This is a genomic window from Phocaeicola fibrisolvens (assembly GCF_025567125.1).
Lineage (GTDB): Bacteria > Bacteroidota > Bacteroidia > Bacteroidales > Bacteroidaceae > Phocaeicola > Phocaeicola fibrisolvens.
Map to the genome: position 1 here is coordinate 114,042 of NZ_JAOQJI010000002.1, position 12,672 is coordinate 126,713.

Below are 12,672 nucleotides of genomic sequence, written 5' to 3' on the forward strand. Positions count from 1 at the left end.
GCCCTATAACAGTCCAGCTAATGCCGACACACACTCCTGCTGCATGGATTTGATGTAATCGAAGAGAACCGAGGGATTGATATTCTTGCCATTTAGCTTGCAGGTGACGTGCAAGTGCTCGCCTGTACTTCGTCCGGTCGAGCCGGTAATACCGACGGCATCGCGGGGACGGACTACCGTACCCTTGGCGGCCAGCACCCGTGAAAGGTGGCAATAGCTGACGGTGTAATTTCCGTGCCGCAGTGTCACATACTTGCCGGACGTCTTGTCTTGTCCCACTTTGACGACCACCCCCTCCATCATGGCCAATACCTGCTCGCCCCGTGCGTGCAGGTCGATACCCCCGTGAAACTTCCTCTTCCCGGTAAACGGGTCTTTCCGGTAGCCGTATGGCGATGTAATTCTGATGCGCTGCAATGGATAAGACACACTGAGATAACGGTCAATCCACAACTTCTTACTTTCATCGGCAGGTTTTGTCGAAGTCTCCTGTGCAGGAGCCATGCTTTCGGGTGTCGGCTCCGGCTTTTTCATACCCTCCTGCAAGGCTTCTACCTTGTATCTTTCTGGTGTCTTGGCAATCGTGTTGAACTGCGCCTGAACGGGCATCGTGCAGAATGAAATACCCGATATTGCTATCAGTAGAATTTTTCTCATTCGGCAAAGTTATAACGGGAATTTTCATGTCGGAAACAAACTACCGTCATTTCTTGTATTGGTTTGATATTTTGCGTCTATTAGTACGATTTTGATTAGATAATTGTACTAATGAAGATAAAAACAGCATATTACAACCATTTATATAGCTGTATTTTTGTCCGTCATAATAAGATGTCTCTATCTTTGTATAGTACAATTTTATAATATGAATATAGTATGAAAAAAGTTCAGATTGAATTTGATGAATTACCCTTTTCGACACTGGAACGATTCGGTCTTACAAGGGAAATGATCGAGGACTTGCCGATGCGTGTGTTGGAAGACATCTGCAACGGCCGGCATTCTCCCGTGCTTCCCGTGCGTGTCACTGACGAGCATGGCGGGCAAATCGAGAGCCGCAGCCGCTTTGCCTTTATCCGCATGGACGACGGTCAGGTGGATGTGGTGTTCTATCCGGCACTGAAATCCTCTCCACTGGAGCGGTATGACGAAGCACAGCAGAAACAGTTGCTCGACGGCAAGGCGATTGTCGCCGATGTGGAAATGTCGGACGGACGGAGCAGCAAGGCTTTCGTACAGATTGACGCCGAGACGAAACAGGTGATGTATGTCCCCACGCCCATCATCGCACGCAACCTGAAAGTGCTGGCCGAGGTCATGCGCCTCGGTACGGTGGAGGTAAACGGGATGCAGCACGGCGAGCCGCTGACGGTAGTCGTGGGCGGCGAGCCTGCCACAGTGGGCATCGACCTTCATGCCAAGACCGGCATCCGCATCTGTTCGGGCGACGCGCAGCAATGGCGCAACCAACCCAAGCGAGAGTGGGACAAATACACCTTCGGGTGCTACGGCTGCTGGGTCATGGACGATGACGGTAACCTTGACTACGTTTCGGAGGAAGACTACACCGAAGAGCTGTGGAACGAACAGAAGAAGAGCGGCGAGCGCAATCGTGCGACAGCTCTCCATAAGTAAAACATCAATCCGTACATTATGGCACAGAACGAATATTATCCCGAAGACGTACTTGTCGGGAAGATGCAGAGCGGCGAATACGGCTGGCTCGATTACGTCAATCATTTCTCCGCCGACTGGCAGGAGGAATACGCCCGTTACTGCGAGGAAAAAGGGCTTGCAGTCGGCAACGAATCCGCCGCCGAGTTCGTCCGCTTCAAGGACGAACAGTTGGAGGCAGCAATGGAAAGCGGAGACGCATAACGAAAACAATCAGACTATGGCGATACGAACGAATACCAATCCCCGGCAGATGGACTTGCAGCCCGAAATGCGCGATATGCTGATGCGCAACGGGCTTCAAGCCCATGTTGCACTTGACGATGCAGGGTATCGGCTGATCGTGCAGGGACATGACTCGCCCCTGCTGGTCTATCCGATCACCGAACGTCAGATGTTGGCACTCACGGACTGGGGAACGAACACTGCCAACAAGAAGGCCTACAACGTGCTGACGAGCATCGTGGGCAAGGACTTCTATATGCCCAAGAACTTCGTCCATGCCCGCAATGCCAACGGTCGTGTGGCTATGGGGCTGCACGGCTACCGCATCGTCATCGGCGAGTACGGGCGCATGGGGCGTATGGGAATGCCCCCGCCGTTCCTTGGCTGGACACCTCGCAACCAGTTGGGCTTCCACCTTCGCAGGGTCGGCGGCCAACTGTTCTTTCCGGGGCCGTCCATCGTACCCGAACGCCCCGACGGGCGCATGAAGCCCGGCGAACTGCAATCAGGCGGTTACGGCTTCTATTACAAGGGGCATCAACAGGAGCAGCCCGTACAGCAACGGGATGTGCTGCAGGACTTGCAGGCGGCTATCACGCCGATGGTCAGCCGTCCACGCAGCAAGGAACCGGCACGGCCGTACAAGGAGCTTATAGCCTCTCCGGTCTATTTCTCCAACGAGAAATGGGCGGAGTGCCTTGCCTCGCACGGTCTTGTCGTGGATGCGGAAAAGCAGACGCTGACCGTGCAGTCGGAAAGCGTCCAAGCCGATATGGTCTATGACCTGACGGAAGAGGAAGTGAGGACACTGGTTGCCGCACCCATCGAGGAGCAGCCCGTAGAGAAACGTCTGGAACTGCTGAACGGCATTATCGGGGCTGACTTTTCCGACAAAGTGACGATGGAGGCTCTCAACAGCGATCAACGCATCGCTATCGGTCTGCATCCCGAAGTACAGCAGGATTTGAAACAACGCCAACGGCAGGAGCAAGAGGCTTTTATGCCAGTGAAAACCTCGCTGCAACAGCAAGAGGAATCCGTACAGGGAAATATCGGTGCGGTAGTGGACGGGCGTGACCTCCAGTTTTTGAATGAAAACAAGGGATGGTATCGGGAAGAGAAACACGGGCGGGAAGTCGAAGTGAGCCAGATAGCCGTTCAACCGGCACAGACCGAGGGGAAATACAGGATGACCGCCGTTATCGACGGTCAGGCTATCAGCCATGAGATAACCCAACGGGACTACGACAAGTTCCTTGCTGTGGATGACTATCACCGGATGAAGCTCTTTTCCAAGATTTTCAGCGAAGTGGACATGAAAACACGCCCGGAAGCACAGCGGGGTCTCGGCACGAAAATCTTTGCCGCCCTCACCGCAGGTACGGTAGTCGCGGCGGGTGTCGCACACGGCATCCACCATCACTGCCATGCCCCGGAGTTCTACGGCGAGTGTTTCGGCGGTCCGCCACGCCCGTACTTCAAGCCGGGTGTCGATACGCCGAGGGATGTGGCCATCCGTTGTTTCGAGGCAGAGATGAACCGTGAAATCAATGATATGAGAATGGGGAGGTAAACCATGAGAGAGGGCGAACTGACTTATGACGATTTTCTGCGCAGGCTGAACATTCAGGACGTGCTTATCGACGCGGGCTATCACCTGAACCGGCGTGACGGCCTGCGCTATCCCTCGTATGTCCGGTTGGACAGCGAGGGGCGGCGCATCCGCAACGACAAATTCATTGTCACGCAGCAAGGGAAATGTTGTTTCAAACCGCAACAGCAGAAGTCGTATAACATCATTTCCTTTATCAAGGAGCATCCGCATTTTTTCGCGGAATACCATGCCGGTGTGTCTCCCGACCGACTGGTAAACCTTGTCTGCAACCGGTTGCTGAACCATCCCGTCGCTGACCGGGATACCCGGATTATCCAGCCTAAACGGGATGTGAAGCCGTTTGACATGGCGGATTACGACATTCACCAGTTCAATCCGCAGGATCGGGCGACACAAAAGAAGTTCTATCCGTTCTTCAAGCATCGGGGCATCGACCTTTACACGCAATACGCCTTCCACCGGAACTTTTGTCTGGCGACGAAACACCGTGAGGACGGCATGAAATACACCAACCTCGCCTTTCCGCTGACCGTTCCGAAAGATACGGGACAGGTTGTCGGTCTGGAAGAGCGAGGGCGCCCTCGCATGGATGGCAGCGGCAGTTATAAAGGGAAGGCGGAAGGGAGCAATTCGAGCCAAGGGCTATGGATTGCCAGCCCAGCCAAAACTACGCTTACCGAAGCCAAGCATATCTACTGGTTCGAGAGTGCATACGACGCGATGGCCTATTACCAGCTTCATCAGGCCAACGACAAGGATTTGCGGAAAGCGGTCTTCATATCTACCGGCGGTAACCCGACGGTGGAACAGATGCGGGGTGTCCTCACGCTCTCGCTTCCTGCCAAGCAACACATCTGTTTCGATACCGACCTTGCGGGAATCGAGTTTGCCAAGAACCTGCAACAGGAGATGTACCGGGCTGTCCGTTCCACCATCGAGGAGACACCGGAGCGGAAGCCTTATCTGGATTCCGTCGCTGACGGCAAGAACCTCGATGAAGGAGACATAGACCTGCTGCCCGACGCTTTGCGGTCGAGCTACGGGAAATATGAATCCGCATGGGAAGAAGCCATGTCGATGCGTTCGAGCGGCCTGTGCCATCCGGACGACATACGGGAACAGACGGATATCATGAACGGAAATTACAAGGAGTTCCGTGAAGGATTGCGGGAGTTCCTCGGTCTGGACAAGGCGAATGACGCCTCTTTTGTCCGTGAACAGCCTACCTATCCCAACAAGGACTGGAACGAACAGCTTTTGGCCGGGCAGAAACAGGAAGAGACGGTCGATGAGACACAGGCGAGAGAACAGTCACCGGAAGAGGAACAACAAACACACTTTCGCCGATGATGACCGATGCACCCACAGGACATTTCCAAAGCATCGTGCTGCAACCGCACGCCGGACAGTTCGTCATCGACGAGCTGCCCGCAATCGTATTGTGCTGTGCAGCATGGGTGTACGGTGGCATGGAGGGACTGCCTCTGACAGCTCTTGCCGTATCGGTTGCCGCATTGCTTTCTTTGGCATTGCTGTACCGTTTCATCTATCTGCGCCGGACACGCTACCACATCGGTAGCGAGCAGCTTATCAGCAGGCATGGGGTGCTGTCCCGGAAGACGGACTACATGGAACAATATCGTATCGTGGACTTTGTGGAACACCAAAGCCTCATGCAGCAGCTTTGCGGCCTAAAGACGGTACGCATCTTCTCGATGGACAGGAATACACCCCGGCTTGATTTGGTAGGCATCAGACACAACTTCGATGTGGTAACGCTTATCCGGGAACGGGTCGAGTATAACAAACGAAAAAAGGGAATATATGAAATCACGAATCATTAGTCTGGTCATTTTTGCCCTCTGCCTGATGCCACACTGGGCAAAAGCCCAAATCACGGCGTCCAATCCGTTGGAATGGATGGCGTTGGCCGAGGGCAACGAGGTTATCAATGACCAAATAGAGAAACAGATAAATGGTCAGACGAAGACAGCTATGCTGCAGAACAGCATCGCCGCCGAGTTTAACCGCATCCACAAATGGGAGAAGCAGTACAACAGTTATCTCAAGACGGTAAGCGGCTACGCTTCATCGCTGAAAGCCTGCACCCATCTCTACAACGACGGCGTGAGAATCTTTCTCACGTTAGGGAAATTGGGCAACGCCATCCGAAACAACCCGCAGGGCATCATCGCCTCCATGAGCATGAACAATCTGTATATCGAGACGGCAACGGAACTGGTATCGGTCTTCACGCTCCTGAATGACGCAGTGGCCAAGGGCGGCAAAGAGAATATGCTCACGGGTGCGGAACGCAGCAAGACCTTGTGGGCGTTGAACGACAAACTTTCGGTTTTCAGCCGGAAGCTGCACCTGCTCTACCTGAGCATACGGTACTATACCCTCAATGACGTGTGGAACAACGTGACGGCCGGGATGCTCGACCGCAACAACGGAGAGGCGGCACGGATGGCCATGTCCCGTTGGCGCAGGGCTGCCGTCCTTGCACGATAAAATCAGGTGAATGATGAAACGGACGATTTGGATAGGCATCTTATTGCTGTGCATCGGTATCGGCAAGGTTCGGGCACAGAACGACCCCGTGCTTGCCGGGATGATCCTGCTCTATACCGACAAGGCGGAAAAGGAGCTGAAGAACCAGGAGAAGGTCATGCTGATACAGACCACCGGACACCTGTGGACGAAAGAGGAAGTGAAAGCCACGACCGACCTGCAACGGGAGTTCAACAACTATTTGGACTCTTTCCGGTCGATAATCTGCTACGCAGCGCAGATATACGGTTTTTACCACGAAATATCAAGGCTGACGGACAATATGGGAGACTTTACCAGACAGGTAAGCCGCAATAGTCCCAACGCGCTGGCCGTTGCTCTCTCCACGCAACGGAACCGCATTTACCGGGAACTGATTATGAACAGCGTGGAGATTGTGAATGACATCCGCATGGCGTGCCTGTCAGACAACAAAATGACGGAGAAGGAGCGCATGGAAATCGTATTTGGCATCCGTCCGAAGCTCAAGATGATGAACAAGAAACTGCAACGGCTGACCAAGGCGGTGAAATACACGACGATGGGCGACATCTGGCGTGAAATCGACGAGGGGGCACGCCCGGCAGCCGACAAACGGGATATCGTGGAAGCCGCCAAAAGACGCTGGCGGCAGATAGGAAGAAATGTAAGACCTTAAAAACAGACAACGTATGGGCGTTTGGAGTACACTATTGAAATATGGCGGCAAGGCCATGAAAGGTGTCGGTACGGCTACAGCGACTACCGGCAAAAGTATGGGTAAGGCAGTGCTGCACCCTTCGCAGACCTTGCGTGGCGCGGGTCAGGCCGTCAAGACGGCGACCATCGGCGGTGCGGTCGGTTATGTGGGCTGGGAGAAGCTGACCACCGACAAAAGCGTGGTGCGTATCGTGAGCGATGCGGTCATCGGCGAACCGGCAACGAATACCCTCGCGGAGACGGCGGACGGAGTGCGTGAACTGACGGGCAAGGCCGGGGAAGCCGTCAGTTCGGTCAGCGGTGCGGTAACCGGCATCGACAACAAGCTGAACGGTGTGTCGAACTTTTTGCGCCAAGCCTCCGGTGGCGGAGGCCTTGATATGTTCGGCAACTTTTTCCGTAACCTCGGCAGCGGCAACGTGTCGGGGCTGAGTATTGCCGGGCTGGTTGCGGCGGCGTTCCTCATATTCGGACGCTTCGGCTGGCTGGGCAAGATTGCCGGCGCATTCCTCGGCATGATGCTCATCGGCAACAATGCGGGTGTCTTCCGAACGCCGGAGACAGAAAACGTGCAGCGCACCCGGACGCCCGAACTTCCGGCAGAGGAACAGACGCATGGCGGAGGGATGAGAAGATAGGGATATGAATCAATAGGTAAACAGCATGAAATATACAGAAGAAATGATCCTGCAATCCGATAGCGGTTATTGTATGCCTTTCGAGGAACAGCAGGGCAAAGACGTGGAGCTGTCGCTCGGCTACGGCGAACAGACCGACCCGGCGACGGGCGAGAAATTCTTTCATCACGGCATTGACTTCAACGTGCGGTGCTATATGCTTTCTGCCCTCGCCAGCGGCATTGTGTCGGGCGTGGGCAACGATTCCGGACACGGCATCTGCCAGACCATCCGCTACGGGGAGTATGAGGTGGCATACGGAAATCTGTCCAATGTCTTCGCTCAATTCGGACAGCGTGTAAAGGCCGGACAGACGGTAGCTTTGAGCGGTGACAAACTGCACATGACCGTCCGCTTCAAGGGCGAGGAACTGAACCCGCTGGAGTTCCTGACGATGCTGTACGGGAACATACAGGCAATGCGTCAGGCCGGCGGACACGAGACAGACTATTTATCCGGCTTGGAGATGGAACTGAAAACCGATTATGAACGGGACAAAAGGGAGATAGAGGAACTGATGCTGCACTTCCTGCCGCACTATATGGAGGATTTGCGGCATGGAGCATACACCTTGCCCCGGAATACGGAGCAGTCGCTACGCCACATCTTCACGGTGGGCGCGATGAAGGAGTATTTCTACGAGAATATGCCGAGCATGGCCAATCCGCTCGGACTGGGACACAAGGCCATGCCGCTGGCCTGCAAGGTGCAGAACCTCCTTATTGCGGATTTCCTGCATTACCTCGCCCTGCGGCATGATGTGTACCTCTCCACTGCGAGCAGCGACATAAAAAAAAACTCCATGACGAAGCCCTGACCTATGGCGGCATCATAGACCCGTTGGCGGAACTGGACATCGACATACAGAGCTTCGACATACCGAGGCTTGTCACGGTCTATCCCGACCGGGCGGGTGTGCGCTGGTGGACCAAGGCATGGTTCAACAATCGGGAAGAGGGCGAGACATCCGTCGAAATCGAACGGGAGCAGGCGATACGGTTCATGCAGGACAACATCGAAAAGGACGCATGGCTGGAAGAGTTCTTTCCCCGGCAGATGGAGGTTTACCACAACGCCATCGAGCAGACGAAAGAACAGCTATTGAAACAGATAAATATATAATACACAACATGGATGGAATCAGACATAGCCGGCAATTCGCGGAAATAGAACGTCTTGTGAGCGATTATTTCCATTGCCATCTCGCTCCCGTCATGTCGAAAACGCAGGCTTTCCTCACGAAGAAGCAGGGCGAGGAAATGAGGGAGTATTCCACCTCATTGGGCGGCATACTCAGCGCAATGGCGTCTGCGGCACAGCCGATGGGCGACCCGTACCAGGTACTCAAGGTTACGGGCGAATGGAACTCGAAGACGACGGAGGACTACATCGGAATGTGCAAGGCGGAGATTACCGGCTCCAAGGAGATACAGCAAGACCTCGCATACATGGCCGGGCAATGGCGCGATACCGTCGTGCGGGAAATCGGGCGTGAACGGTACAACGAACTGTCGGAACAATTGGGCGGTGACCTTGCCTACGCCTATATGGACTACCGGGTAGAGGAACTGATGATCGACCGGCTGGTCAAGGAGCGAATGCCGAAATCGTCAGCCGACTACATCATCCGCAAAGCCGCAGAATCAAGCTTGCTCGGACTTTCGCAGACCTTGAACCGCTCGCCGCTTGCTGAGGAAATCGAGGCACGGGGCGAAGCGGCCTACCGTCCGAAAGGATGGGAAAAAGGTGCGGGTCGGGTATTGGGCGCAACGGCGGATGCCGTCATGATGGGTGGCGCAGGTTCGTGGGCGACATTGGCAAAGTTTGTCGGGGCGGACGTGGCTATCTCGGCAGTCGCCTCACGCTTCGAGCCTGAAAAGTCGCCCAAGCTCTCTGTGGAGCAATGTATCAGCAAAGGTGTGTTCGGTAGCGAACGGAACGTGTTTACGGACTTCCGTAAGGAGGCTGCAACAGTACAGACGGGTGATAGTGCGCTTATTGTGGCGGCCAACGAGCAGTTGAAGAAAAAAATACCTGTGATGAACTTTAATTTTTTGGAGTGGATGCAGACACCAAAGTTTACCCCTTTCCAAATGTCCGAAAAGCCCGGACACCCTGAAAAGAAAAATGAACGTGCCGAACGGTACAAGGATGTGCCGCTCATCGTCGCTCCCGGACAGGAAGAAGCCTATTTGAAGCATTTGGAGAAATATAAGAATGCAACGGCTGTAAAATCCACAAAGGAATCAACACAGCCGGAAATGGAACAGAGGGAAAAAGTGGAGAAAGAGGAACGGCAGGTGGTTATTCCACATGAGGAAGAAAAGCAAGAGAGAGAGGCTGTGCAGACCAACACGAACGGATGGAGCGGATTGCTCGGTACATTGGGATTAGAGGGATTGGGCGATATCACGGGCAACCTCGGATATGTCATGGCCATGCTGCCCGACATCCTGCTGGGAGCTTTTACCGGCAAGACGCAATCGTTGCGCTTTGGGGACAACCTGTTGCCGATAGCGAGTATTGTGGCCGGTCTGTTCGTGCGTAACCCGCTGCTGAAGATGCTCCTTGTCGGTCTGGGCGGCGCGAACTTGCTGAACAAGGCTGGACACGAGGCGTTGGGGCGTCCCATGCCGTCCGCCGACGTGCATACGGAAAACCAGTACCGCCGTTATCCCGACGAACCGCTCAATTCCCGTATCGTAAACCCTGTACTGCAAGGCAGCACGCTCATCGCCACGATAGACCGTGTGCCTTGTACCATCCAGCTCACGCCGACCGTCGCGGAGGCTTACCGTGCAGGGGCATTGCCGCTGAACACGCTGGCGAACGCCGTGCTTGCCAAGAGCGACCAGTTGCGCCATATTGCCTCGCAGAATTACGACGACGGACAGCGGGAGACGATTGTGCGCACACGGGGCATCCAATAAATCCATGAACAATAAAAGCATGATGATATGAAAGAAAAGTCGCAAATCGAAAAAAAAGCCGAAGAAAAGCAGACGGAACTGCTGTCTGCCGCACTGGGCGGGGCATCGAACGCCGGCGGCCATTGGCTCAACGTATCGGGCAAGGGATTTCCCCGGCTCTATCCGCAAGGGGTCTCGGCCAGCCCGTTCAATGCCCTCTTTATGGCCTTGCATTCGGACAATAACGGATGCAAGACCAACCTGTTCACGCTTTACAGTGAAACCAAGGCACGGGGGGCTGCGGTACGGGAGCATGAGCAGGGCGTACCGTTCCTGTTCTATAACTGGAACAAGTATGTCAACCGGAACAATCCGAATGAAACCATCGACCGTACCGCCTATCTCCAATTGGACGAAGAGCAGAAGGCACAGTTCAAGGGTGTCCACAACCGAGAAATCCGCACGCTTTTCAATATCGACCAGACGACGTTGCCCTACGTGGACAAGCCGGCTTACGAGGATGCGGTAAAGCAGGACGGCAGTGTTCAGGAAAGAGGATATGCCGAGGCGGACAACCGCAGGTTGCGCACTCGGTTCAACGACTTTCTATTGAAGATGCGGGACAACCTCGTTCCCGTGCGCTCGGACGGTAGCGGAGTTCCTCATTACGAGACGGACAAAGATGCGGTCTATATGCCGCGCCAAAAGGATTTTGAGCATTACCACGATTATGTGCAGGAAGCCTTGCGGCAGATCGTGAGTGCCACAGGACATCAACAACGACTTGCCCGTGAAGGCATGGTCATGAAGAATGGTGTGGCTCCGTCAGAGGATGCGGTAAAATATGAAAGGTTGGTTGTGGAACTGGCTTCGGGTATCAAGATGTTGGAACTGGGACTGCCCGCGCGTTTGTCCGATGCAAGCCTGAAGACGGTGGATTACTGGTGTCGGGAGTTCAAGGAAAACCCGTGTATAATGGACGCTCTCGAAAGCGACGTGAACAATGCGCTTGATGTTATCCGAAAAGCGGAACGGGGCGAGAAAATTGAGTACGCCACCCTGCGAAACAGACGGCAGACCACGACCATGCAGGAACAGATGCCCAAGCATTACTTTGTGGCGAATGAAATCCGCCAGCACCCGGACAAGGCGGCGAAAAGCATCGTCCTCGTCATCGACCGGGAGGCGAAATCGGCGGATGTCATTTTGCCGGCAGGAGCTTCGACCGAGGCGAACAACGAGATTCCCGGCATGAACAAGGGGCGTATCGAACGGGCATTGCAGAAAGAGGGTATCGAGCAGGTGCGTTTCTATAATACTGACGGTGCATTGGGTTACAGACCCGATGACAGCTATTTCAATGAAAAAATGGTGACACTGGCCCGGTTAAGGAACTACACGTTGGAAAAGCTCTCCACGCTGGACGTGTCGGAAGCTGTCAGACGGGCGAATGAGGTCGGGTTCGATGCCGTGCAGATGATTCAGGATGACAAGAACCGTTGGGCACTCTATATCAAGCCGGAAAACAAGGAGGGGTACAGCGTCTATCCCGACAAGGAGGATGTGAACCGTTTTTTCTCCACGCTCAAGCAGGCGATGGACAACATCGACAAGGTACGGATGGAGCTGGCGCACAAGTATTATGCACTGGCGGAGGTCAAACCCGACCTGAAAGTGGATTTGTTCGGCAGCGATACGCCGGAGATTGACCTGAACCGTATTCAGCGTGTTGCCATCTTCAAGACCAGGCAGGATGGAATCCAGTGTGTGGCAACCATCGACGGACAAAAGCTGCAGCCCCGCAGCGTCACTCCACAGCAGTGGCAACGGATGTGGGTGGCGGAAGACCGTGACGGCTACAAGCGGCATTTGGCGGCTACGCTGTTTGCCGATGTGCTGCAAAAGGGACAATCCGTCGGGGAACAGAAAGCGGAAGAGCAGGTACGGCAACAGAATGAGGTGGTGGCGGAAAATCGGTCGGAAGAGACGAATGATGAAAATATGTCTCCGAAACGGCAGTTTTGGGACAACCTCAAGGAAAAGCATCCCGACGCCCTGTATCTGATTCGTGCAGGAGAAGTCTATCGGCTTTATAATGAGGATGCGGCAAAGGGAGCTGATATATTGGGGATTACGATGAAGAAATATCCGGAACGTGGATTTTCGGCTTTCGCAGAGTTCCCAAGGACGCAACTGGACAGCTATCTGCCCAAACTTGTCCGTGCTGGTGAGCGTGTCGCCATCAGTGAGATAGAGCTACAGGATAAACGGCAGGACGAGCAGGAAACACATAGGGGTATTCATAGATAAGGAGTGACGA

Annotated in this window: 13 protein-coding genes; 12 read left to right on the forward strand and 1 reads right to left on the reverse strand. The window is 54.3% G+C overall.

What is annotated here, in order from left to right; translation table 11 throughout:
• Nucleotides 1-3 precede the first annotated feature (3 nt).
• Entirely contained in the window at nucleotides 4-657 is a 654-nt protein-coding gene (locus OCV81_RS01275) for a M23 family metallopeptidase (RefSeq protein ID WP_004320525.1), read from the reverse strand.
• A 219-nt stretch (nucleotides 658-876) separates the two neighbouring features.
• Here OCV81_RS01275 and OCV81_RS01280 point away from each other — a divergent pair, with 219 nt between their 5' ends.
• Genes OCV81_RS01280 through OCV81_RS01335 form a run of 12 tightly spaced genes read left to right on the forward strand, consistent with a single transcriptional unit; the run spans nucleotide 877 to nucleotide 12,662 of the window.
• Entirely contained in the window at nucleotides 877-1,635 is a 759-nt protein-coding gene (locus OCV81_RS01280; RefSeq protein WP_004320528.1) for a DUF4099 domain-containing protein, read from the forward strand.
• A gap of 18 nt (nucleotides 1,636-1,653) precedes the next feature.
• On the forward strand, nucleotides 1,654-1,878 hold the full coding sequence (locus OCV81_RS01285; protein WP_004320530.1) for a hypothetical protein: 225 nt from the start codon (nucleotides 1,654-1,656) through the stop codon (nucleotides 1,876-1,878).
• A 16-nt stretch (nucleotides 1,879-1,894) separates the two neighbouring features.
• On the forward strand, nucleotides 1,895-3,472 hold the full coding sequence (locus OCV81_RS01290) for a hypothetical protein (RefSeq protein ID WP_004320531.1): 1,578 nt from the start codon (nucleotides 1,895-1,897) through the stop codon (nucleotides 3,470-3,472).
• A 3-nt stretch (nucleotides 3,473-3,475) separates the two neighbouring features.
• Nucleotides 3,476-4,864 carry a toprim domain-containing protein gene (locus OCV81_RS01295; protein WP_004320533.1) on the forward strand — a complete coding sequence of 463 codons (1,389 nt, stop codon included), beginning with the start codon at nucleotides 3,476-3,478 and terminating at the stop codon, nucleotides 4,862-4,864.
• The gene (locus tag OCV81_RS01300) at nucleotides 4,861-5,358 is read left to right on the forward strand and encodes a PH domain-containing protein (RefSeq protein WP_004320535.1); all 498 of its coding nucleotides are present in this window, start codon (nucleotides 4,861-4,863) and stop codon (nucleotides 5,356-5,358) included. The genes OCV81_RS01295 and OCV81_RS01300 overlap by 4 nt, the downstream gene beginning before the upstream one ends.
• Nucleotides 5,339-6,028, forward strand: coding sequence for a hypothetical protein (locus OCV81_RS01305; protein ID WP_004320537.1), 690 nt, complete (start codon nucleotides 5,339-5,341; stop codon nucleotides 6,026-6,028). The genes OCV81_RS01300 and OCV81_RS01305 overlap by 20 nt, the downstream gene beginning before the upstream one ends.
• Nucleotides 6,029-6,041: 13 nt before the next feature.
• Nucleotides 6,042-6,725 carry a hypothetical protein gene (locus OCV81_RS01310; protein ID WP_004320540.1) on the forward strand — a complete coding sequence of 228 codons (684 nt, stop codon included), beginning with the start codon at nucleotides 6,042-6,044 and terminating at the stop codon, nucleotides 6,723-6,725.
• Between the two features lie 13 nt (nucleotides 6,726-6,738).
• Nucleotides 6,739-7,404 (forward strand): hypothetical protein, encoded by a 666-nt coding sequence (locus OCV81_RS01315; protein ID WP_004320541.1) that lies wholly within the window; start codon nucleotides 6,739-6,741, stop codon nucleotides 7,402-7,404.
• A gap of 25 nt (nucleotides 7,405-7,429) precedes the next feature.
• Nucleotides 7,430-8,260 carry a M23 family metallopeptidase gene (locus OCV81_RS01320; protein ID WP_148327860.1) on the forward strand — a complete coding sequence of 277 codons (831 nt, stop codon included), beginning with the start codon at nucleotides 7,430-7,432 and terminating at the stop codon, nucleotides 8,258-8,260.
• Between the two features lie 23 nt (nucleotides 8,261-8,283).
• Entirely contained in the window at nucleotides 8,284-8,565 is a 282-nt protein-coding gene (locus OCV81_RS01325) for a hypothetical protein (RefSeq protein ID WP_004301295.1), read from the forward strand.
• 8 nt (nucleotides 8,566-8,573) lie between these two features.
• Nucleotides 8,574-10,373, forward strand: a complete 1,800-nt coding sequence (locus OCV81_RS01330; protein ID WP_004320545.1) for a hypothetical protein — start codon at nucleotides 8,574-8,576, stop codon at nucleotides 10,371-10,373.
• A gap of 27 nt (nucleotides 10,374-10,400) precedes the next feature.
• Nucleotides 10,401-12,662 (forward strand): MutS N-terminal domain-containing protein, encoded by a 2,262-nt coding sequence (locus OCV81_RS01335; RefSeq protein WP_004320548.1) that lies wholly within the window; start codon nucleotides 10,401-10,403, stop codon nucleotides 12,660-12,662.
• Nucleotides 12,663-12,672 lie beyond the last annotated feature (10 nt).

Excerpts from the sequence above, each read along its gene's own strand:
- OCV81_RS01335 (WP_004320548.1), top strand. The coding sequence starts at position 10,401 with ATGAAAGAAAAGTCGCAAATCGAAAAAAAAGCCGAAGAAAAGCAGACG.
- OCV81_RS01295 (WP_004320533.1), top strand. The coding sequence starts at position 3,476 with ATGAGAGAGGGCGAACTGACTTATGACGATTTTCTGCGCAGGCTGAAC.
- OCV81_RS01300 (WP_004320535.1), top strand. The coding sequence starts at position 4,861 with ATGATGACCGATGCACCCACAGGACATTTCCAAAGCATCGTGCTGCAA.
- OCV81_RS01305 (WP_004320537.1), top strand. The coding sequence starts at position 5,339 with ATGAAATCACGAATCATTAGTCTGGTCATTTTTGCCCTCTGCCTGATG.
- OCV81_RS01310 (WP_004320540.1), top strand. The coding sequence starts at position 6,042 with ATGAAACGGACGATTTGGATAGGCATCTTATTGCTGTGCATCGGTATC.
- OCV81_RS01290 (WP_004320531.1), top strand. The coding sequence starts at position 1,895 with ATGGCGATACGAACGAATACCAATCCCCGGCAGATGGACTTGCAGCCC.
- OCV81_RS01330 (WP_004320545.1), top strand. The coding sequence starts at position 8,574 with ATGGATGGAATCAGACATAGCCGGCAATTCGCGGAAATAGAACGTCTT.
- OCV81_RS01280 (WP_004320528.1), top strand. The coding sequence starts at position 877 with ATGAAAAAAGTTCAGATTGAATTTGATGAATTACCCTTTTCGACACTG.
- OCV81_RS01285 (WP_004320530.1), top strand. The coding sequence starts at position 1,654 with ATGGCACAGAACGAATATTATCCCGAAGACGTACTTGTCGGGAAGATG.
- OCV81_RS01275 (WP_004320525.1), bottom strand. The coding sequence starts at position 657 with ATGAGAAAAATTCTACTGATAGCAATATCGGGTATTTCATTCTGCACG.
- OCV81_RS01320 (WP_148327860.1), top strand. The coding sequence starts at position 7,430 with ATGAAATATACAGAAGAAATGATCCTGCAATCCGATAGCGGTTATTGT.
- OCV81_RS01315 (WP_004320541.1), top strand. The coding sequence starts at position 6,739 with ATGGGCGTTTGGAGTACACTATTGAAATATGGCGGCAAGGCCATGAAA.